This window comes from Sphingomonas yabuuchiae, assembly GCF_014199595.1.
Lineage (GTDB): Bacteria > Pseudomonadota > Alphaproteobacteria > Sphingomonadales > Sphingomonadaceae > Sphingomonas > Sphingomonas yabuuchiae.
This window is the reverse complement of the sequence record NZ_JACHNX010000008.1, coordinates 1-21,540: the sequence shown is the minus strand read 5'-3', so window position 1 is coordinate 21,540 and position 21,540 is coordinate 1. Positions and strand designations below refer to the sequence as shown.

At 66.2% G+C, this 21,540-nt stretch carries 16 protein-coding genes and 1 pseudogene; 8 read left to right on the top strand and 9 right to left on the bottom strand.

Features of this window, described 5'->3' with window-relative positions; genetic code table 11:
* Nucleotides 1-179: 179 nt before the first annotated feature.
* The 3 genes from GGQ89_RS11140 (at nucleotide 180) to GGQ89_RS11130 (ending at nucleotide 5,193) form a co-directional block, all read left to right on the top strand.
* Nucleotides 180-1,658 carry an ArnT family glycosyltransferase gene (locus GGQ89_RS11140; protein WP_184105838.1) on the top strand — a complete coding sequence of 493 codons (1,479 nt, stop codon included), beginning with the start codon at nucleotides 180-182 and terminating at the stop codon, nucleotides 1,656-1,658.
* Between the two features lie 74 nt (nucleotides 1,659-1,732).
* Nucleotides 1,733-2,596 carry a glutathione-dependent disulfide-bond oxidoreductase gene (gene yghU, locus GGQ89_RS11135; RefSeq protein ID WP_184105837.1) on the top strand — a complete coding sequence of 288 codons (864 nt, stop codon included), beginning with the start codon at nucleotides 1,733-1,735 and terminating at the stop codon, nucleotides 2,594-2,596.
* A gap of 236 nt (nucleotides 2,597-2,832) precedes the next feature.
* Nucleotides 2,833-5,193 (top strand): hypothetical protein, encoded by a 2,361-nt coding sequence (locus GGQ89_RS11130; protein WP_244955781.1) that lies wholly within the window; start codon nucleotides 2,833-2,835, stop codon nucleotides 5,191-5,193.
* Nucleotides 5,194-5,296: 103 nt separating this feature from the next.
* Here the strand turns inward: GGQ89_RS11130 and GGQ89_RS11125 are convergent, their stop codons facing one another.
* Together GGQ89_RS11125 and GGQ89_RS11120 are read right to left on the bottom strand one after the other, a co-directional pair.
* Entirely contained in the window at nucleotides 5,297-6,079 is a 783-nt protein-coding gene (locus GGQ89_RS11125; RefSeq protein ID WP_184105835.1) for a glutathione S-transferase N-terminal domain-containing protein, read from the bottom strand.
* Nucleotides 6,076-6,522: a MarR family winged helix-turn-helix transcriptional regulator gene (locus GGQ89_RS11120; RefSeq protein ID WP_184105834.1), complete on the bottom strand. Its 447-nt coding sequence runs from the start codon at nucleotides 6,520-6,522 to the stop codon at nucleotides 6,076-6,078. The genes GGQ89_RS11125 and GGQ89_RS11120 overlap by 4 nt, the downstream gene beginning before the upstream one ends.
* 110 nt (nucleotides 6,523-6,632) lie before the next feature.
* On the opposite strand from GGQ89_RS11120, the gene GGQ89_RS11115 reads away from it, so the two are divergent.
* The gene (locus tag GGQ89_RS11115) at nucleotides 6,633-7,058 is read left to right on the top strand and encodes an organic hydroperoxide resistance protein (protein ID WP_076716757.1); all 426 of its coding nucleotides are present in this window, start codon (nucleotides 6,633-6,635) and stop codon (nucleotides 7,056-7,058) included.
* A gap of 65 nt (nucleotides 7,059-7,123) precedes the next feature.
* On the opposite strand, the gene GGQ89_RS11110 is transcribed toward GGQ89_RS11115, so the two are convergent.
* Both GGQ89_RS11110 and GGQ89_RS11105 read right to left on the bottom strand, forming a co-directional pair.
* Nucleotides 7,124-8,146, bottom strand: a complete 1,023-nt coding sequence (locus GGQ89_RS11110; protein WP_184105833.1) for a LacI family DNA-binding transcriptional regulator — start codon at nucleotides 8,144-8,146, stop codon at nucleotides 7,124-7,126.
* A 63-nt stretch (nucleotides 8,147-8,209) separates the two neighbouring features.
* Complete coding sequence (locus tag GGQ89_RS11105; protein ID WP_184105832.1) at nucleotides 8,210-10,735, bottom strand: TonB-dependent receptor domain-containing protein; 2,526 nt, start codon at nucleotides 10,733-10,735, stop codon at nucleotides 8,210-8,212.
* A 194-nt stretch (nucleotides 10,736-10,929) separates the two neighbouring features.
* Here GGQ89_RS11105 and GGQ89_RS11100 point away from each other — a divergent pair, with 194 nt between their 5' ends.
* Nucleotides 10,930-12,444 (top strand): tryptophan halogenase family protein, encoded by a 1,515-nt coding sequence (locus tag GGQ89_RS11100; protein WP_184105831.1) that lies wholly within the window; start codon nucleotides 10,930-10,932, stop codon nucleotides 12,442-12,444.
* 105 nt (nucleotides 12,445-12,549) lie between these two features.
* Here the strand turns inward: GGQ89_RS11100 and GGQ89_RS11095 are convergent, their stop codons facing one another.
* A complete protein-coding gene (locus tag GGQ89_RS11095; protein ID WP_184105830.1) occupies nucleotides 12,550-13,911 on the bottom strand; it encodes an FAD/NAD(P)-binding protein in 1,362 nt (453 codons plus the stop codon).
* Between the two features lie 191 nt (nucleotides 13,912-14,102).
* On the opposite strand from GGQ89_RS11095, the gene GGQ89_RS11090 reads away from it, so the two are divergent.
* Nucleotides 14,103-16,355: a S9 family peptidase gene (locus GGQ89_RS11090; protein WP_240456378.1), complete on the top strand. Its 2,253-nt coding sequence runs from the start codon at nucleotides 14,103-14,105 to the stop codon at nucleotides 16,353-16,355.
* Between the two features lie 7 nt (nucleotides 16,356-16,362).
* On the opposite strand, the gene GGQ89_RS11085 is transcribed toward GGQ89_RS11090, so the two are convergent.
* Complete coding sequence (locus GGQ89_RS11085; RefSeq protein ID WP_184105828.1) at nucleotides 16,363-16,872, bottom strand: hypothetical protein; 510 nt, start codon at nucleotides 16,870-16,872, stop codon at nucleotides 16,363-16,365.
* Between the two features lie 120 nt (nucleotides 16,873-16,992).
* Here GGQ89_RS11085 and GGQ89_RS11080 point away from each other — a divergent pair, with 120 nt between their 5' ends.
* A complete protein-coding gene (locus GGQ89_RS11080; protein ID WP_184105827.1) occupies nucleotides 16,993-18,360 on the top strand; it encodes an MFS transporter in 1,368 nt (455 codons plus the stop codon).
* A gap of 28 nt (nucleotides 18,361-18,388) precedes the next feature.
* On the top strand, nucleotides 18,389-19,516 hold the full coding sequence (locus tag GGQ89_RS11075; protein ID WP_184105826.1) for a glycoside hydrolase family 68 protein: 1,128 nt from the start codon (nucleotides 18,389-18,391) through the stop codon (nucleotides 19,514-19,516).
* A gap of 97 nt (nucleotides 19,517-19,613) precedes the next feature.
* Here GGQ89_RS11075 and GGQ89_RS11070 read toward each other — a convergent pair whose 3' ends face one another.
* From GGQ89_RS11070 to GGQ89_RS11060, 3 genes and pseudogenes are all read right to left on the bottom strand, one after another.
* Nucleotides 19,614-20,663, bottom strand: coding sequence for a LacI family DNA-binding transcriptional regulator (locus tag GGQ89_RS11070; protein WP_184105825.1), 1,050 nt, complete (start codon nucleotides 20,661-20,663; stop codon nucleotides 19,614-19,616).
* A gap of 73 nt (nucleotides 20,664-20,736) precedes the next feature.
* Entirely contained in the window at nucleotides 20,737-21,192 is a 456-nt protein-coding gene (locus tag GGQ89_RS11065) for a hypothetical protein (protein ID WP_184105824.1), read from the bottom strand.
* A 213-nt stretch (nucleotides 21,193-21,405) separates the two neighbouring features.
* Nucleotides 21,406-21,540, bottom strand: a pseudogene (locus GGQ89_RS11060) (electron transfer flavoprotein subunit alpha/FixB family protein); the annotation flags it as partial.

The following is a 21,540-nucleotide window of genomic DNA, read 5'->3' as shown; positions in this document are numbered from 1 at the left end:
GGCTGAAAATATTTTCACTCGACCGGGAACCATGTCGATTTTCTTTGCGAAAGCCCCGGTGTCGATGACATGGGCGGCGGCGCACCGGGCCGGGTCCACAGGACTTTGCTCCGCCCGTCGCCCATCCTCCAACAGGGTTCGTGATGACGGAATTGACGCCTGCCCGCCCCGCTTCTTCGATGCCGCGTGGTTTTCGGCTGTTCCTGAACCGGCCGATCGGTGCCGCGCTGGTCCTGCTGGCCTTTGCGGTGCTGACCAGGATACGCGACTTCGGCAATCCGGTCGCCCATGTCGACGAGCAATATTATCTGCTGGTCGGCGACCGCATCCTGCACGGCGCGCGGCTCTACATCGATCTGTGGGACCGCAAGCCGCCGGGTCTGTTCCTGCTATTCTCCGGCTTTCGCCTGCTGCCCGGTGACGGGTTCCTGGCCTATCAGCTGATCGGAACGCTCTGTACCGCCGCGACCGGATGGCTGATCTGGCTGGCCGTACGGCGCATGGGCCTCGGCTTTCCGGCGGGACTGGCGGCGGGCGCAGCCTATATCCTGTGGTTGCCGCTGCTCAGCGGCGGAAGCGGCCAGTCGCCGGTCTTCTACAATCTGGCGATGACCGCCGCCGCCGTGCTGACGCTGGAACTGCCACGTCTCGCCGAGCGGCGGGCGGTCGGCGCGATCGTCATCAGCGGCGCCGTCGCCTGTCTGCTGGCGGGGATCGCGATCCAGATCAAATATACCCCGCTGGTGGAGGGCGCGTTCTTCGGCCTGGCGCATCTCTGGTATCTCTGGCGGGCGCGGGCGAATGTCGTGGTCGTGATGTCGGCGGCGCTGGCCTGGATGCTACTCGGGCTGCTGCCGACGGGGCTGGTCGTGCTGTCTTTCTGGCTGGGCGATGCAGCGGCATTCGACGCCTTTTGGTTCGCCAATTTCACCTCGATCACGCTGCGGCGCGGCTATCCGGCGGCCAAGATCATCGGGCGGCTCGCGGGGATCGGCGGGCAACTGCTGCCGCTGATCGCCTGTGCGGTCTATAGCTGGCGCAAGGGGCCGAAGCATCCGGCGCTGACGCTGACCCGCATCTGGCTGGGCTTCGCGCTTATTGCCTTTGCGATGATCGGGGCGTTTTTCGATCATTATGCCCTGCCGCTGGTCGCACCACTGGCGCTTGCCGCTGCCCCGGCCTTCGCGCTCAGCCGAAAGGCGGTGGTTGCGGTGTTCACGATCGGAGCCGGGCTGTTCGTCTTCCACTCCGCCACCAACGACCCAAGTGAGGGCGACGGCATCCGCCGCATGGCGCGGGTGATGGCGGCGGTGGACGGGCGCGAATGCCCTTATGTGTTTGCGGGGGACTCCAGCCTTTACCATTTGTCGGGCGGCTGCATTCCGACCGCCTACGCTTTCCCCTCCTCGCTGGCCTATGAGGCGGAGCGCGGCGCGATCGGGATCGACGAAAGCGCCGAGGTCGCCCGTATCCTCGCCCAGCGTCCGCCCGCCATCGTGACGCTCGACGATCCCTTCTCGCCCTGGAATGCCGCGACGCAGGCACAGGTCTCCGGCGCTCTGGCACGCGACTATCGGCTGGTCATGGCGATCCCGCGCGAGGAGCGGCATGAGCTGCTATACGTCCGCCGCGACCTGCCCATTCCGCCAGCGAAATAAAAGGCACGGTCGCGGTTGTTTTCGCCATCGCCCCCGCCCATCTCCCGCACCGGACAAAGCTGGAGCTACGAGCCATGAGCGACGACGCCTATACCCCGCCCGCCATCTGGACCTGGGACAAGGAAAGCGGGGGACGCTTCGCCGCCATCAATCGCCCCGTCGCAGGGGCGACGCATGACAAGGACCTGCCGGTCGGCGCGCATCCGCTCCAGCTCTATTCGATGGGCACCCCCAACGGCGTCAAAGTCACGATCCTGCTGGAGGAATTGCTCGCGGCCGGTCATGCGGGGGCGGAGTATGACGCCTGGCTGATCAGCATCGCCGATGGCGATCAGTTCGGCAGCGGCTTCGTCGCGGTCAATCCCAATTCCAAGATCCCCGCACTGGTCGACCGGCGTGGGTCCGAGCCGCTCGCCATCTTCGAATCCGGCGCGATTATGGTCCATCTGGCCGAAAGCTTCGGCGCGTTCCTGCCGACCGATCCGACCGCCAGGGCGCGTGTCCTGTCCTGGCTGTTCTGGCAGATGGGCAGCGCGCCGTTCCTGGGCGGCGGCTTCGGCCATTTCTATGCCTATGCGCCGGTGAAGATCGAATATGCCATCGACCGCTATGCAATGGAGGCCAAGCGCCAGCTCGACGTGCTGAACCGCCAGCTGGAGCATAACGCCTTTGTCGCAGGCGACGAATACAGCATCGCCGACATGGCGATTTGGCCCTGGTACGGGCAGCTGGTGCTGGGCCGCCTCTATGACGCTGCCGAATTCCTTCAGGTGCAGGACTATACCCATGTCGTGCGCTGGGCGCGCGAGATCGACGCCCGTCCTGCCGTGAAGCGCGGGCGCATGGTCAACCGCACCTTCGGCGAGCCGTCCGAGCAGTTGCGCGAACGACATGACGCCAGCGATTTCGAGACGAAGACCGCCGACAAGCTCGGCTGAACATTCCGTCCTCCCCTGCAAGGGGAGGTGGCAGCCCGAAGGGCTGGCGGAGGGGTGTCACCAGCAGCGGTTACACCCCTCCACCAGCTTCGCTGGTCCCCCTCCCCTTGCAGGGGAGGAATGTGAAAACACAGATGACGCCCGCATGTCATCTGCCGCGAATGGCTTGATCCCTGCCGCCGTCTGCGCCTTAAGTCGCCGCCATGCTCCCTCGCCTTCCCCTCTCACGCCCGCTGATGGCGCTGGCGCTCGCGGCGGCCGCTTTGGTCGAAAGCCCGCTCTGCGCCGCCGATCCGGCCCCGTTCGACCTGCCGGGGCCAGCGTTGCGCATTTCCGTCACGCGCGGCGACCGCACTTTGCCCATCGCCGAGGTGCCCAATCTCGCCACCGGCGACCGGCTGACGATCGAGGCGGACCTGCCGCGCGACCAGCGGGCGCATTACATCCTCTTCTCCGCCTTTCTGAGCGGCGCGACCAATCCGCCGCCCAAGGACTGGGTGAAGTCGGCCGAGACCTGGAAACCCAAGGACAAGGATCGCCGCCTGACCCTGACCGTGCCCAAGGGCGCACGGCAGATGGCGCTGTTCCTGGTGCCGGAAACGGGCGGCGCATCGGGCACCATCGTCGATGCGGTGCGCGACCGGCCGGGCGAGTTCGTCCGTGCGGTGCAGGATTTGAACCAGGCCTCGCTCGACCGTTCGCGGCTGAACGCCTTTGTCGCGGCGATCCGCGCACAGGAAAACAGCCACCCCGAGTTCCTGCGCACTCTCGCGCCCGCCCTGTCGAACAGCCTGGCGATCAAGCTGAACCCCGACTGCCTGGCCAAGGTGATCGAGTTGCAGGCGGCCTGTCTGCTCGAAAACCAGGAAAATCTGGTTCTGGCCGACATCCATAGCAGTTCGATGACCGACACGCTGATCGGCGCGCCGACCGATCTGGCCTTGCAGGTCAGCTATACGCGCGAGGCCGGGCTGGGCTATTACAGTCCCTATATCGCCGTGGTCCGCGACATTGCGCGGGTGTTCGGCGCGTTCGGCAATCCGCAATTCGGCTATCTGCCGACGCTGGCCACGCGGGACGGGGACCGGATGGCGCTGCTGCTCAACGCAGCCCCCTCCTTCGCCAAGCCCAAATCGGTGCTGGTCGCCGCGATGCCCGCCATCGACGCGGTCAGCCCGCCGCGCCTGCGCGTCACCGGCGACGTGCCGCTCTGCGGGGCGCGGCCGGGCCTGGTCCTACCGGTCGAGGGCGCGCCGCTGATCTATTCGACGGCGTTCGCGCGCAACATGATGGTGTCGATCACCACCGCCGACGGCAAGCGGATCGACCTGCCCGTCCGCGCGCGGGCCGATCGCGGGGGTTATGTCCTGAGCGATCCGCTGCCTGCGGGGGCCTTGTCGGGCAAGGCGTCCGCCAAGCTGCACGGCGCCTGGGGTTTCGACAGCTTCGAGGGCCCCAGCTTCACGCTGCAATTCCCGGGCAGCGGAGACTGGCGCGCGGACGATAGCGGCCAGAGCCTGGTCGTCGGCCGCGACAACAGCGTCGCGCTGACCGGCCCCGCCGCCGCCTGCGTGACCGGCGTAACGATGCGCAGCGGCTCGGGGGCGCAGCAGTCGGTGCCCTTCACCTTGCGCGGGGCGGACGGGATCAACGTCACCCTGCCGCTGAAATCGGCGCGGGCGGGTGGCGTGACGCTGGAGGTGCAGCAGATCGGCGACGCCGCCCCGCGCACGGTCGCCTTGCGCGCGTTCTCGCCCGCCAGCCGGATCGACACGGTGACGCTGGCCAAGGGAGACCGGTTCGCGACGCTGACCGGACAGCGGCTGGACGAGATTGCCGGGGTCGAGATTGGCGATGTCCGCCTCTCACCCGATAGCGTGACCCGCGAAGGCGATACAGACCGGCTGGTCGTCACCGCCGCCGATGGCCGCTTGCCGTCGGGCACCAGCGCGAAGATCAGGCTGACCGATGGACGCACCCTGTCGGTGCCGATCACCGCCGCGCCGCCGCGCCCCGCCGCGACGCTGATCGCGCGCAGCCTGACGCCCAAGGCGGCGGCGGGCGCGGTTACGTTGGCGACCAGGGACGAGGCGATCCTGCCCGACAATAGCCGCCTGACCTTCTCGGTCCGCGCGGCCGAGGGCCTGCGACTGGCCCCGACCGACGCGATCGAGGTCGGCACCGCCGATGGCAGCGCGTCGGTGATGCTGGACGGCGGGCGCGACGTCCGGCTGTCTTCGCCCGATATCGCGGTGGCGACGCTCGATCCGGCGCGGCTGGGTCCGGCGGCGGCGGGGGGCTTGCGCTATCGGATCGTGCGCGGTGGCATCAAGGGCGACTGGAGCCCGCTGGCCACGCTGGTCCGGCTGCCCGGGATCGATGCGATCACCTGTGGCGCCGATGGGTGCCAGATGGCCGGGCGCGACCTGTTCCTGATCGACCGGGTGGCGGCGAGTGCCGACATGGCCGGGGCGATCAGCGTGCCTCCGGGGTTTACGGCGTCGCGACTGGCGGGGCCTCAGGTGCAGAATGGGTTACTGTACGTGACGCTGCGGGATGCGCCGGGGGTGGTGTTTACCTTGGCGCAGAAGTCATAGGGTTTCCCTTGGCCTTCGACTTCACTCAGGCTGAACGGAGGTTGGGGTTTTGGGGCCTTGTACCGAAAGCCGTTCACGCTGAGCGAAGCCGAAGCGCACGCCCCTAACCCGGCCACGAAAACCGGATATTATCCTCGCGTAACCCCTCCAACACCACCGGCACTCCACCTGAGCGGATCATCCATTCCAACCGGTGATCGCGATATTCGCGCCGTCGCCCGCCGCTGCGGTAATGATCGGCCGCCTGCGCCATATGCGCCGCCGCCGCATCGAACTCGGCAAAGGTTTCTGCAATCGCGGGCCGCGCCGAAACCCGCTCATGCCACAGCGCCAGCGGCGATCCCGCCACCGGTCCGAGCCCATAATGGACCGAGCGGTTGACCATCGGCGCCACCGCCGCATCGGCCCGCCCGAACGTCTCGCCGCCGAACCACGGCGCATCGCCCAATCGCTTCGTCAGCCACGCCTGAAGCACCCGCGTGTCGGTCGCCGCGACATGGCGCATATCGTCCGCCAGCGCCCCCTCGGCCCGGCGAAACCACAGGATCTCGCCATAGCCCCAGTTCACCGCCTCATATTGGCTGTCGGCAATCTCTTCGATCTCGCGCTGGCGGGCGCGGACGAGCGGGTCGCGCGGCATCAGCGGCGTTTCGGGCCAGCGTTCGTCGAGATAGTCGAGAATGATCGTGGAATCGAAGATCGGTTGCCCGCCCTCGACGATCAGCACCGGCACTTCGGTCCGGGGATTGGCGGCGGCGAAGGCGGTATCCTGCCGCCCCGTTCCGAAATCATCCGGCAGCATGCGGGTAAAGGCGATGCCCTTTTCGCGGAGCGCGATCTTCACCTTCTGCCCGTAGGAGGACAGCGGATGATCGTAGAGGATCACGCCGCCGCGCCGTCCCGCCGTTCGAGCGCCAGACGCAGGGCGTGCACCTCGGCCTTCAGGGCCTTGAGGTCATCAACCTCCATCCCCGACCGGGCGATCAGCTCCTCACCCAGGCAGCCGCACCGATCGCGCATCTCGCGCCCGGCGGGGGTCAGGCTGACCCGCACCTGCCGCTCGTCCTGCGGATCGCGTTCGCGCACCAGCAGCCCGGCGACCTCCAGCCGCTTGACCAGCGGCGTGACCGTGCTGGACTCCAGCGACAGGCGATGCGCGATCGCACCGATCGTGCGCCCATCCTCCTCCCACAGGACATGCAGCGCCAGATATTGCGGATAGGTCAGGCCGAGCTGGTCGAGCATCGGCTTGTAGCTGCGCTGGATCGCCATGTTGGCGGCATAGACCGTAAAACACAGCTGTTCGTCGAGCGGCCATGGGGCCGACATTTGCCATCTCCCTTTAGGGTGAAATGTATATCACGATAAAAGAAGCGCTGGACAAGTCCGTTCCGCCACCCCATATATGTATCGCGATAAGGAATATCGGAGACACCATCATGACGATCGACGTGAAGTACCAGACCCAGGCGCGTGCCACGGGTGGCCGTGACGGCCAGGCGAGCACCCCGGACGGCACGCTCGACGTCAAGCTGTCGACGCCCAAGGAACTGGGCGGCGCCGGCGGCGACGGCACCAACCCGGAGCAGCTATTCGCGGCGGGCTATTCGGCCTGCTTCATCGGCGCGCTCAAGGTGGCGGGCCAGCAGCTGAAGGTGAAGATTCCCGATGACGTCGCCGTGTCGGCCAAGGTCGGCATCGGTCCGCGCGCGGCGGGCGGGTTCGGCATCACCGCCGACCTGACCGTCGAACTGCCGGGCATCGATCGCGCCGAGGCCGAGAAGCTGGTCGAGGCCGCGCATCAAATCTGCCCCTATTCGAACGCCACGCGCGGCAATGTGGATGTCGGCCTGACGCTGGCCTGACATCCTCCGTACTCCCTGAACCTTCCCGGCGCGGTCTGATCTCCCTGAAGACCGCGCCGTTTTTGTCAGGCGGAGTCGCGCACGATCAGGCGTGGCGGCATCTCCAGCCCCGGCGCAGCGGTTCCGTCCAGCCGCGTGAACAGCGCCTCGACCATCGCCTTGGCCCCCGCCTCCAGATCCTGTCGGATCGTGGTCAGCCGGGGGATGGCGCGCTCGGCCAGCGGCAGGTCGTCAAAGCCCGTGACCGCGACATCGCCCGGCACCGATCGCCCCCCGGCGACCAGGGCCGCCATCGTCGCCAGCGCGATCATGTCCGACGCGGCGACGATGCCGTCGATCCCCTGCCCTTCCCGCGTCATCCGTGCCAGATTGTCCTCGATCTGGTCGGGCATCAGTTCGGGCGCGAGCGCCACGTCCAATTGCTGCGGCGGCTTCAGTCCGGCATCGGCCATCGCGTCGCACAGCCCCGCATGGCGCTGCGCCAGTTCCAGCGTGCGAACCTCTCCCATGAAGGCGATATGGCGACGCCCCGTCGCGATCAGATGCTCGCCCGCCAGCCGCCCGCCCAGCCGATTGTCGACGCCGACCGCGCAGTGACGCTGGCCGGGCATGGTGCTGCCCCAGACGACGAGCGGCCGATAGGTTTCGGCCACCGCCTCGATCACCGAAAGCTGGTCCGACTGACCGATCAGCAGCACGCCGTCGACCATCCCCGAACGGGTGATCCGTGACAGCCAGTCATCGTCATCGGGTATGATCCGCGACAGCATCACGTCATGATCGCGCGACGCCAGTTCGTCGGCGAGATGACCGAGCAGCGTCATGAAGAAGGGATCGGACAATCGCTGCCGCCGCTCATGGCCCAGCGGAATGGCGACGCCGATCACGCCGGTGCGCTGCGCGCGCAGGCGGCGGGCCATCTGGTTGATCTGGAAATTATGTTCGGCGGCCAGCGCCTCGATCCTCGCCCGCGTTTCGGCATTGACCACGCTCTTGCCCGCCAGCGCGCGGCTGACGGTGCCGGGCGACACGCCCGCCAGCCGGGCAATGTCCTTCAGGGTGCGGGCGGGTGGGGACGCATCGGTCATGGCCAGCCTCCTGAAACAAAAATGAGGCGGATGCCAAGTGGCACCCGCCCCAAGGGGATTGGATCAGAAGCGGTAGCGGACCGAGGCCGTCACCGTGCGCCCGTAAAGCGCGGTGTTGTTGAACACCCCTTGCGTCGAGGACAGGACCGGGAAGATGCCGCCGCCGCCACGGAAGCCGAGCTTGTCGAAAATGTTGTTGGCGTTGAGGCCCAGTTCCAGCTTGTCCATCGGCCGCACGGTGATGAAGGCGTTGAAGAAGGTGGACCCCTTGATCGTGTAGAGGTTGAAGTCGTCCGACTTGGTGCTGGTCTGGCCGTTCATGCTGACGCCGAACGCGACCGGACCGGCGTCATAGGACGGCGACACCACGAACAGGAAGTCGGGCAGACCGCCGGGCTTCTTCCCGACCAGGCCGGGCGTCGCGCTGCTGGTGATCTTCGAATTCGCATAGGTCGCGTCGACCGCCAGGTGGAAGTCGCTATAGGTGACGCGGCTGGTAAACTCGATACCGTAGGAGCGATAGCCGTTCGAGATGTTCGGATTGTTGTTCGGCGCCGGGTTGTTGATCCGGGTGAAATCGTAGTTGTTTTCGGTCAGGGTCGAGTGGAAGCCGGTGACTTCGACCGAGTAGGAGGCTCCGAACAGGCCGCCGCGCTGCTTCACGCCGATTTCCTGCTGGTTGAGGAAGTTGACCGAGGTCGCCTGCCCCTGCGCATTCAGCGAGCCGTCCGCGTTGAAGTTGCCCGACAGGACACGACGGTCGGCGTTGAAGCGGCCGCCGCGGCTGGCGCGGGCAAAGACGCTGGTCTTGCTGTCGAAGGCATAGAGCGCGCCGACCGACCAGCTGACATAGCCATCGGTATAGTTGATCTTCTCCACGTTCGGGCTGAGCACCAGCGACGGGATCAGCGCCGAGCCCAGCGCGTCCGCCACGCGGGTCGTCGGGCCCGCGACACCGCCCTGCGCGGTGCCCTCGCCATGCACGCTATCATAGCGGATCGAGGCGTCGAGGTTCAGCCCGCCGACCTCGTAACCGGCCTGCAGGAAGGGCGCGACATCGGTATAGGTCAGGTCGACCCGGCGGGCGCAGCAGCTGCCCCAATTGTCGTTGAACCCGGCCTGGCCCGCGGCGGTCAGCTGCGTGCCGGTGGTCGAGAACAGGTCGAGCGGCGCGGCATTCTCACCGTTCAGCTCGCTATACTGGCGGTTCACGTGCCAGTCCTGGACGATGTTCTGCCGCATCACGAACAGACCGGCGGTCAGCCGCGCCTTGCCCGGTCCGACGTCAAACTTGCCGTTCAGCGTCAGGTTGTTGGCGAAATTGTCCATGTTCTTCATGAACACGTTGATGTTGGGGTTGTTGTTCACATAGGCGCCCGTGAACAACTGGCCCGTATTCGGCCCCGCCGCATAGCGGATCGAGCCCACCGTCTGGCCGTTCACCGTCGACCCGATCAGGCCACCGGTGCCCGTCCGCGTCTGGACGTTGATGAACTGGGTCGTGAAGTTGCCGCTGATCCACTGATAACGGATCGTGTCGTCCAGCGAGATATTGTCGGTGATGTCGTAATGCACCTGACCGCTGATGCCGGTGACGCGCGGATGGATGCCCTGCACCTCGGCCGACTTCACGCCGCCATTATCATAGTCCAGATACTGGAAGTTGCGGTTGTAGATCGTATAGGCTGATCCCGAACGCCCGTCGAAATTGGGCAGCGGCGTGAAGCCCGTCACCCGGTCGCCGTCCAGCGTGGCCAGCGTCGGCGTGGTGGTGTTGGTCGGGGCCTGCTCGTCCAGCCGCTTGAAGTACAGGCGGATGAAGCCGCGATTGTCGGGCAGATCCTTGGTGATGTTCGCCTTGATCTGATAGCCGCGCAGAATGTTGAAATTCTCGTTGGTGTAGCCGCCGCCGTTGCGCGCATAACCGCCGACATGGAAACGCGTCGTCTCGTCGATCGGCCCGCCATAGTCGAAATCGACGCGGTGCTCGCGGAAGCCCAGGCCGTTGGAATAGGCGATCTGGCCGCCTTCCACGTCACCGGTCTTGCTGATGAAGTTGATGACGGCACCCGGTGCCTGGCTGGCGAAGGTCGAGGCCGAACCGCCGCGCACCGCCTCGACCGTCTTGATGTTTTGGTCGAAGCGCAGCCAATAGTCGTTGTTGCCGAAGTTGATGTCGCCGAACAGCACGTCGGGCAGACCGTCTTCCTGCAGCGAGACATATTCCGAACCGCCGGTCGACACCGGAATGCCGCGCACGCCGATATTGGCGTTGCCGCCTGGGCCCGCCGTGTCGCTGGGCTGAAGGCCGGGAATGTTGCGCAGGATTTCGGCGGTCGAACGCGGGGTGAAGTTCTGAATCGCCTCCTGGCTGACCTGCGACACCGAGATCGAGCTGCGGAAACGCGAGCGCTCGCCGCTGGTCGCGGTGACGACGATGTCTTCGCTGGACGCGCCGGCATCGGGGGTGGCCCCCTCCTGGGTCGCCGGGGTCGGGGCCTGGGCCGTCTGCGCAAGGGTCGGTGCACTCACCAACGCCATCGCCAAGGCCGCCATCGATCCGCAAGACCGCAGAACGCTCGTCGTCATAACCCTCTCCTGATTCGCCCCGCTGTCCGGGCTGTCGTGCATTTTGGATAACACACGCGCAATCGTTTGCAACGGATCATTGCAAACCATTGCAAAGAAATTTACCTATCTGTGATCGAGAAAGCACAGCGGCGCCTGTCCGATCGACCGGCTAAGAGTGCGAAGGGCCGCGAGTGCCCGAAGGAGAGATGGCGATGACGACCCCTTCCCCCGATGCGATCCGATCGGTGGTGATCGTCGGCGGCGGCACGGCAGGCTGGATGACGGCGGCGGCACTGGCCCATGCTAGCCCACGCGGCCTGTCGATCACGCTCGTGGAGTCGGACGCCATCGGCACGGTCGGCGTCGGCGAGGCGACCATTCCGCCGATCCGCCTGTTCAACCAGACGCTGGGCATCGACGAAGCCGAATTCCTGCGCGAGACCAAGGGCAGCTTCAAGCTGGGCATCGAATTCGTCGGCTGGGGACGCGCGGGCCATCGCTATTTCCACCCCTTCGGCACGCACGGCAAATCCTTCGATCTGGTGGCGGTGCATCAGCATTGGCTGGCGGCGGGCGGGCCGGGCAGCGGCATCGCCTTCGACGACCTGTCCATGGCCTGGGGCGCGGGCCAGCGCGGACGCTTCGCCGCGCCGATGGCCGATCCGCGCAGCGTCGCCTCGACCTTCGACTATGCCTATCATTTCGATGCCGGGCTCTATGCGCAGTTCCTGCGCCGCTACGCGGAGGCGCGCGGGGTGGTACGGGTCGAAGGGAAGATTGCGGGCCATGCGCTGGAGGAGGTGCGCGGTCATGTCGCCTCGGTCACGCTCGACGATGGCCGGGCGCTGACGGGCGATCTGTTCGTCGATTGCTCGGGCTTTCGGGGGCTGCTGATCGAAGAGGCGCTGGGCACCGGCTATGAGGACTGGACGCATTGGCTGCCCTGCGACCGCGCGGTGGCGGTGCCGTGCGAAACCGGCGGCGACGGGCTGACACCCTATACCCGCTCGACCGCGCGTGAGGCCGGATGGCAATGGCGCATCCCGCTCCAGCATCGGACGGGCAACGGTTATGTCTATTGCAGCCGCCATATTTCGGACGACCAGGCCGCCGCGACGCTGATGGCGAACCTCGATGGTGCGGCGCTGGGCGATCCGCGTTTCCTGCGCTTCACCACCGGGCGGCGCAAGCGGATGTGGAACCGCAACGTCGTCGCCATCGGCCTGTCGAGCGGCTTCATGGAGCCGCTCGAGTCAACCAGCATCCATCTGATCCAGGCGGGCATCGCCAAGCTGCTCGCATACTTCCCCACGCAAGCCTTCGCCCCTGCGGCGATCGAGGAATATAACCGCGTCGCGATCACCGAATATGAGCGCATCCGGGACTTCCTGATCCTGCACTATAAGCTGACCGAGCGGACCGATTCCCCGCTGTGGCGCGAATGCGCGGCCATGCCGATCCCCGACACGCTGGCGATGAAGATCGCGCATTTCCGCGAGAGCGGAAGGCTGGTCGCGCGCGACATGGACCTGTTCGGCCCGGCGAGCTGGGCAGCGGTGCATATCGGGCAGTTCAGCATGCCCGAGGGGCTGGACCCACTACTGGCCTATGGCGATCCCGCGCAGAGCCGAGGTTTCGTGGCGAAACTGGCGGGTGCGATCGGGCAGATGGCGGAGTCCATGCCGAGCCATGCGCAATGGCTGACGAAGATCGGGGCGACTATCTAAGCCGCATCCACCCTCACCCTTCCCACCCGCTAACGCGGGCGGGCCCCTTCCCTCTCCCATCGGGAGAGGGAGGGAGGCGCGAAGCGCCGGAAGGGTGAGGGTCGGTTACAGCCCCTCGCCGCCGACCCATTGCGCATGTGCCAGCCGTCGCGCCAGTTCCCAGTTCTGCTGGCGCAGGTCCGGCACCGCCACGACCTCCCACAGCCCGCCGCGCGTCATCGGGCCGATGCAGTAGAGCCGCTCGGCCGCACCGCCGTCCGCCGCTACGACATGGCTCTGCGCATCGACCTCCAAGCCGATACGAAGCGCGTCGGGGCGGATCATCCCGGACCCCAGCAACTGCCGGATCAGCGGCTCGCGTGATCGCAGCAGATCGCCCTGCGGCCCGGTACAGTTGACGATCCGCGCTACCCGCAGCGCCTCCACACCCTCCGTCCCGCGCGGACGCCAGTGCACGATCGCGCCCTCGCCATCGGGCTCGACCCGCACCAGCTTGCCGCCTGCGACCGACAAGCGCCCCGCTTCGATCAACGCCTCCACCCGATCGGCGACCGATGGCGCCAGGCGATGGCGATGCACGTCCCAATAGGGCCGCAAATGCCGCAGGAAGCGCCCCCGCGTCGCACCATCCGCCGCGCCCCACATCATCTGGGTGACGGGCCGCAATGCGTCGACCGCCCCGCGCCAGCCCTGCTCCTCCGCCGCGCAACGCACATGCCGCACCAGCGCGGACAGGCTGGCGGCGGGACGTTCGCGCAGAGGAGCGACCGGCGGCGTCTCGGCATGGCGGCGCGGGGCCAGTCCGCGACGCGACATGGCGACGGTCCGCCCGCCGAACCCGCTGGCGTCCAGCAGCAACGCCGCATCGATCGCGGTCAGCCCGCTGCCGACCAGCAGCACCCGGTCATCCGCGCCCAACCCCTCGGCAATATCGCCCGCCCAAGGATCTTCGCGATAGCATCCATCCGCCAGTACCGCCGGATCGATCCCCGGCGGCGTGTGCGGCGGCAGGTTGCCCAGCGCCAGCACCACCGCATCGGCCGTCAGCCCAGCACCCTCCGCCATTTCGAGGCGATAGCCCTGCCCGGCCTGCTCCAGCGCCACCACTTCGCCGCTCGCCAGGGTCAGCCGTGCCGGGTCCGCCGCGATCGTCTCCATCAACAGGTCGCGTAGATAGTCGCCATAGACGCGGCGGGGCACGAAAGTCTTGGCATCCCCCGTCCCGCGCGCGACCAGCCAGCGGACGAAATGATCGGGATCGTCGCGTAGCGCGCTCATATTGCCCGCGCGCACGTTCAGCAGATGTTCGGCATGCGCCGCGCTATAGGCGACGCCGCGCGCCAGCTGATTGGCGCGCCGCTCGATCAGCGTCGCGCGCGGACCGCCATGGCGCACCAGATTGATGGCCAGCAACGTGCCCGCAAAGCCGCCGCCGATGATCGCGACATGCTCGATTCCTGCATCCATCAACCGACCCGTCCCTTCGTGATCGCCACCGCCGATGCCCTAATCCCATCGCGGCCGATCTTCACGCAGATTTCAGTATACGATTTTGGAAGCAGCCGTTAGGCTCCGATGCTTCTGATCAAGCAGTGGGTGGGTCGATGCGGTCGTGCTGGCGGATGTCCGGATTTTTGGTTTCGCTATCGTCGGTCGCTTTGGCGGCCCCGATTTTGGCCCAGACGCCCGTGCCCGTGCCGCCGTCCGACGCCTCGTCCACGACGCCGGCCGCCGCGCCCTCCGGTGCCTTGTCGGTCGAGGGGATTTTCGGTCCGGGGGCGGTGCGCACCCAGTCCGTTCGCGCCAGCCGCTGGGGCAAGGACGGTGAGAGCTACCTCGCGCTCGAGGACGCGCCCAAGGGCGGACAGGATATCGTCCGCTATGCGATCGCCGATGGACAGCGACAGGTCGTCGTCGCGGCCGCCGATCTGATCCCGCAGGGGGCAAGCGCGCCGTTGGGCATCGACAGCTATGAATGGTCGCCCGACCAGCGCTGGCTGCTGATCCAGACCAATGGCAAGCGCTTCCGCCGGACCAATGCGCTGTCGGATTACTGGCTGTACGACACGACCGCCAAGCGGCTGCACAAGATCGGTGGCGATGCCGCGCCCTCGACCCTGCTCTACGCGACCGTCTCGCCGGACAGCCGCAGCATCGCCTATGTCCGGGGCAACAATATTTATGTCGAACCGATCGAGGGCGGCGCAGCCACCGCGTTGACCAGAGACGGCGACGACTATGTCGTCAATGGCCTGGCCGACTGGGTGTATGAGGAAGAATTTTCGGTCCACCGCGCGTTCGAGTGGAGCCCGGACTCGCGCCGCATCGCCTTTCTGCGGTTCGATACGAAGGGCGTCGGCACCTTCGATATGGTGAAGAACACCGGCGGCCAATATGCGCAGGTGATCCCGCTGCAATATCCCAAGGCGGGGACGACCAACTCGGCGGTCACGACCGGCGTGATCGATGTGGCCGACGGCGCCACCCGCTGGTTCAAGCTGACGGGCGACCCGCGCCGGAATTACGTGCCGCAGATCAGCTGGGCGGGCGGTTCGGACGCGTTGTTCATCCAGCAATCCAACCGCCTCCAGAATAGGTTCAACGTCCTGCTCGGCGATCCCGCGACCGGCGCGGTCAAGCCGATCATGGTCGAGAAGGACGCCGCCTGGGTCGAGGCGAACGTCGCCCCCGAATGGCTGAACGGCGGGCGCAGCTTCACCTGGCTGTCCGAGCGCGACGGCTGGCGCCACCTCTACACCATCGACCGCGCGAGCGGCCGCGCGACGCTGCGCACACCGGGCAAGTTCGATGTGGTCGAATTGCTGAACGTCGATGAAAAGACGGGCTATGCCTGGTTCATCGCCTCACCCGACAATCCGACCCAGCGTTACCTCTATCGCACTACCCTGTCGGGCGCGCCCAAGGTCGAGCGGCTGACGCCTGCGAACCAGCCCGGCACGCACAGCTACGACATCGCGCCGGGCGAGCATTGGGCGCTGCACACCGTTTCGCGCTTCGACGCGCCGCCGGTGACGGACATGCTCGACATGACCCGCCAGCAGCCGCTTCGCACCCTGGCCGCCAATGCGCCGCTGGCCCAGGTCATCCGCAAGACCGGCCTGCCCGCCACCGAGTTCTTCCGCGTCGATATCGGCGGCGGCACGCAGCTCGACGGCTGGCTGATCAAGCCGCCGGGCTTCGATCCGACCAAGCGCTATCCGATCCTCTATTTCGTCTATGGCGAGCCCTGGGGCCAGACGGTCGCGGACCGCTGGGCCGGGGCGCAGGGGCTGTGGCACCGGATGCTGGCGCAAAAGGGCTATCTGGTCGCCAGCCTCGACCCGCGCGGCACCGCGACCCCGCGAGGGCATGACTGGCGCAAGAGCATCTATCGCCAGGTCGGCATCCTCGCCTCCGCCGATTATGCGGCGGGGGTGCGCAAGATGCTGAGCACGCGGCCCTATATCGATCCCGCCCGGATCGGCATCTGGGGCTGGAGCGGCGGCGGCGCGATGACCCAGAACGCGCTGTTCCGCTATCCGGACCTCTACAAGACCGGCATCGCGGTGGCGGGGCCGACCGACATGAAGCTCTACGACACCATCTATCAGGAGCGTTACATGGGCCTGCCGCAGGATAATGCGGAAGGGTACAGGAACGGCTCGCCGATCAATTTCGCCGACCGGCTGAAGGGCAATCTGCTGCTGATCCACGGCACGCTGGACGACAATGTTCATTACCAGAACCAGGATCAGCTGGTGGATCGCCTGATCCACTTCAACAAGTCGTTCACGATGATGGCCTATCCCGACCGCAGCCACGGCATCTATGAGGGCGAGAATACCAGCATCCACCTCTATTCGTTGATGACCCGCTATCTGGAGACCAACCTGCCGCCCGGTGGGCGGTGAGCGGGGGTCAGGAGACCCAAGAGGGTGTCGGCTTTCCGTCTCGACGCCATCCTTTGGCGGTCCTCACATAGCGATAGAGCATGCCACTGCCACACATGCCGGAGCATTCGGTAGTGACCTTAACCGTCGCGGACCGACCATCGGCGGCGATCAGTGGCACGCCGATCGTGGCGATGACGGCCGGCGGGCGCTGCGGCCCTGGCGTCGGCACATGTTCGGCCGCTCGCGATCGCGCATCGTCATCGGCCGCCGCATATCCGGCTGGCAGCTTATGCGCCAAATGCGGACACATCTTCATCAGCCCATCCTGCGCCGGATTGGTTTCGATGAAATAGATGCCGCGATCGGAGGAAGGCGGCATATCCGCAACCACCACCCGACCGAGTTCGCAAATCACCTGCGACGGGGCGGCACCATGGCCCGCCGATGCGATCGTCAGCGCCAATATCCCCAAAGACATCAAACTCTTCCTCCCTCTTGAAACACAATCCGGCAAAGCATCAAGCATGGCAAGCAATCGTCGCGAACCCACTATGCAATCGTTTGTTGCAATCTATGATCCACCACGGCATGATGGCCCCGACGCGGCAAGCCAGCGATAGACTACAGGCCCACCCCCGCGTGCGAGAGGACCCGCATGACCCCGTCCACCCCCACTGCCGGAACCGGAGTGCCGCTGAAGCCCCGCCTCTCGCTGACCCGGATTCTGGAGATGAATCTGGGCTTCCTGGGGCTGCAATTCAGCTTCGGGCTGCAGCAGGGCAACATGGCGCCGATCTACAGCTATCTGGGCGCATCCGAGGCGCAGATTCCGCTGTTGCAGATGGCCGGGCCGATGACGGGCTTGCTGATCCAGCCGCTGATTGGGGCGATGAGCGATCGGACCGACAGCCGCTGGGGGCGGCGGACGCCCTATTTCCTGATCGGCGCGGTGCTGTGCGCCTTCGGCCTGTTCTTCATGCCGCTCAGCTCGTCGCTGCTGATGGCGGTGTCGCTGCTCTGGATCCTGGATGCGGGCAACAACATCACCATGGAGCCGTACCGTGCCTATGTCTCCGACCGGCTGGACGGGACGCAGCATAATATCGGCTTCCTGACGCAGAGCGCCTTTACCGGGCTGGCGCAGATGCTCGCCTTCCTCACGCCCTCGATCCTGGTCTGGGCGGGGATGAACCCGGATTGGGTGGACGGGCACAACATTCCCTATACGGCGCGCGTGGTCTTCATGATCGGCGCGGTCCTGTCCTTCGTCACCATCGTCTGGTCGATCAAGCGGGTGCCCGAGCTGCCGCTGGCGCCCGAGGAGCGGGCGCGCATCGCCGCTGCGCCCAAGGGCATCGGGGCGACGCTTAAGGAAATCGGCGAGGCGATCCGCGACATGCCGCTGCCGATGCGCAAGCTGGCGCTGATGAGCCTGTTCCAATGGTATGCCATGATGGCCTATTGGAATTACGTGATCTACGCGATCGGCCGCTCGGTCTATGGCACGGCGGACGCGACGTCCTCCGGTTTCCATGCCGCGGTGCTGACCAATGGAGAGGTGGCCGCCTTCTATAACGGCGTCGCCTTCGTCGCGGCCTTTGCGATGGTGCCGCTCGCCAGGCGGATCGGCGCCGCGCCGCTCCATGCCGCCTGTCTCGTCATCACCGGCATCGGCATGATGGTGATGCCGCACATGACCAGCAAGGCGATGCTGTTCCTGCCCGCCATCGGCATCGGCCTGGGCTGGGCGAGCATGATGGGCAATCCCTATGTCATCCTGGCGGGCTCTATCCCGCCCGAGCGGACGGGTGTCTATATGGGCATCTTCAACATGATGATCGTCATCCCGATGCTGATCTTCGGCGTGACGCTGCCGCTCTTCTATCAAAGCTGGCTGGGCGGCGATCCGCGCAACGTGCTGACGCTGTGCGGCGTGCTGATGCTGCTGGCCGCTGTCTCCGTCTACACGGTGCGCGCCCGCAATGCTCAGGGGCTGCCGCTCGGCGCCGCCCCGCAAGCCTGATCCCCGTTTCGATCTTCCCTGAGGTATCATGACCGACACCCACGCTCCTACCCACTGGTCGGCTGACGCACTGGACGGCATCCCGGCACAGGCCGATGCGCGCCTGCCGGTCTTCACCGCCGCCGATGTCGTGCCGATCCTGTCCGACCATGATTTCTGGGACATGTGGCAGATCGCCTATGCCGATGGCCGCACCGCCTTTTTCGGCGGGCGCAGCTGGTGGTTCTTCCTGGCGACGCCGCGTTTGTCGGACCCCGAGATGCGCCATGACGAAGCACGCATCCGCCTGACCAGCTATGGCGCGGACGGCTGGCGCGATCATGGCGTGACCTTTGCCGACGGCTTCACGCCGGGCAGCCGCGAATGGTCGGGCTCTGCGGTGCTGGGCGAGGACGACACGACGCTGACCATGTATTTCACCGCCTCGGGACGGCGCGGCCAACCCCGCACCTTCGAACAGCGGCTGTTCGAGACGGAAGGGCGCTTCATCATCGAGGGCGATAACGCCCGCACCGAAGGCTGGAGCGAGCCAGTGGAGAGCGTCGCAGCGGACGGCCATCATTACATCGTCGCCAACCAGGCCGAGCCGGAAAATGGCGGCATAAAGGGCTTTCGCGACCCCGGCTATTTCCGCGATCCGGCGGACGGCGCGGAGTATCTGTTGTTCGTCGGCTCGGCAGGCTGGGTGAAGCAGGATATCGACGGCGTGGTCGGCGTCGCCAGGCGTGAGGGCGAGCGCTGGACCATCCAGCCACCGCTGATCGAATCGCTCGGCGTCAATGCCGAGCTGGAGCGGCCGCACATCATCGTCCGCAATGGCCTATATTACTGCTTCTGGTCGACCCAGGCGAAGCGCTTCGCCCCCGGCCTCGGCGCGCCGACCGGGCTCTATGCGATGGTCGCGGACAGCGTTGCGGGGCCTTGGCGGCCGGTCAACGGCACCGGGTTGGTTGCGGGCAATCCGGTGGAAGAGCCGACCCAGGCCTATTGCTGGTGGGTCACGGGCGAAGGCGATGTCACCAGCTTCGTCGATTATTGGGGCATGGAAGGCCGCGACGCGAGCGAGGACGTCGCGCTTCGTCGGGAGCGGTTCGGCGGGACGGCCGCCCCCTGGTTCAAACTGGCGTTCGATGGCGACCGGGTGACGATCGCGTAAGCTATTTGGCAGACCGCAGGCCTGACGGAGGGGTGTCACCAGTTGCGAGGGTCCTTGCCCTCACAACCGCCCCTCCCCTTTCAGCCAAGGAAAGTCCTCAGGCCGTTTCGCGCAACACCAGTTCGGGGTCGAGCACCACCGACCCCGCCTCGCCCCCGCCGATCCGGGCGAACAGCGCGTCGACCATCGCCTTGGCGCCTGCCGCAATGTCCTGGCGAATGGTGGTGATGCGCGGCACCGCCTGGGCGGCGAGCGGCAGGTCGTCATAGCCGATGACGGGCAGCGTCTCGGGCACCGCGATCGCGCGGTCGGCGAGGACCCGAACGGCGGTCATTGCGATCATGTCCGACGCCGCCACGATCCCATCGATTGCAACGGTTCCCCCGCCCTGCTCCAGCAGCGCGTCGATATGCGCGGCGATTTCCTGCTCCATCACCTCGGAGGCGAGATGGGTGGAAAGCTGAACCGGACCGCCATCCAGCCCGGCCTCGGCCATGGCGCGCGCCAGGCCGTCATGGCGCTGGCGGATTTCCGGAGCACTGATATCGCCCAGAAAGGCGATACGACGCGCGCCCCGTTGGATCAGCCGCTGACCTGCCAGATAGCCGCCCTTGGCATTGTCGGTGCCGACCGCGGCATGGACCTGATCCGGCAGGTTGACGCCCCAGGCGACGAGCGGACGATAGCGGCTGGCGACGCGCTCGATCGCGTCATACTGGTTCGACTGGCCGATCAGCAGCACGCCGTCGACCATGCCGCTATCGACCACACGGTCCAGCCAGTCGGGTGCGTCCGGGATGACGCGCGACAGCATCACGTCATAGCCGTTCTCCGTCAGCGCATCGGCCAGATGGCCCAACATGGTCATGAAGAACGGGTCGGACAGATGCTGGCGCCGGTCATGGCCCAGCGGAACGACGATGCCGATCACGCCGGTGCGGCGGGTCCGCAGGCGGCTGGCCATCTGATTGGGGCGAAAGCCGTGCAGGTCGGCGAGCGCCTGGATCCGCGTCCGCGTCTCGGCATTGACCAGCGACTTGCCCGCCAGCGCGCGCGAGACGGTGCCGGGCGACACACCCGCCATTTCCGCCAGATCCGCGATCGTCCGCACGCGGCGACCGCCCCCTCCCGTGATATTGTCTGTCATATGCGAATGGTAGCCAAAGCTTCGTGGCGCTAACAAGCAGGCAACGGAATTTGCAGGCTTTTCCTCACATAGATCAGCGATATTCGCCACTCACGTCGAATTTCAGGCCATGTAGCGCTACCACATGCTTGCCCCGACATTGCGGTGCGCCGACGATCCGCATCCAGCGTGAGCCGCCCGGCGCCTGGATTTGCGCATCGATGGTAAAGCCACGTCGATGCCGGATGGCATAGGCGCGTAGCCGCTCGACCGCCGACAGGGACTCGGATCGGTAAAGGGGCAAGACGCCAAGCCGCTCCAGGGGGCGATCCGGTTGCCAGTCGAAGAGACGGAAGACACCCGCCGACCAGTTCAGGCTTTGGGACTCCAGATCGCAGGACCAGCGCCCGATGCCATGCGCGGTCAGCCACGCATCATCGGTCCCCGCCGGTGTAAGGTCAGGCGAATCCAGACACCCCAGGTCGAAACGCAGTCCGCGTTCGAACAAGGGCCAGCTATGGTTCAGCGCGAGGGGCTCGGCTGGTTTCATAAGGCACTCCACGAAAGCGCGGAGATGCTATGCCGAGAATCTTAATCCAGATTTAAATCTCTCATCATTCCTGCTTTTGCAAGGAAAGCGCAGGCCGTCAGGTCTGACGGAGGGGTGTCACCCTCGCGATAGCGGGACACCCCTCCACCATGCTGCGCATGGCCCCCCTCCCCTTGCAGGGCGGGAATGTTGGTTCGCGCGGAGGAGAAGGTTTTACACCTTCTCGGTCAGCTCGGGCACCACGGTGAAGAGATCGCCGACCAGGCCGATATCGGCGACCTGGAAGATCGGCGCATCCTCGTCCTTGTTGATCGCGACGATGATCTTGGAGTCCTTCATCCCCGCCAG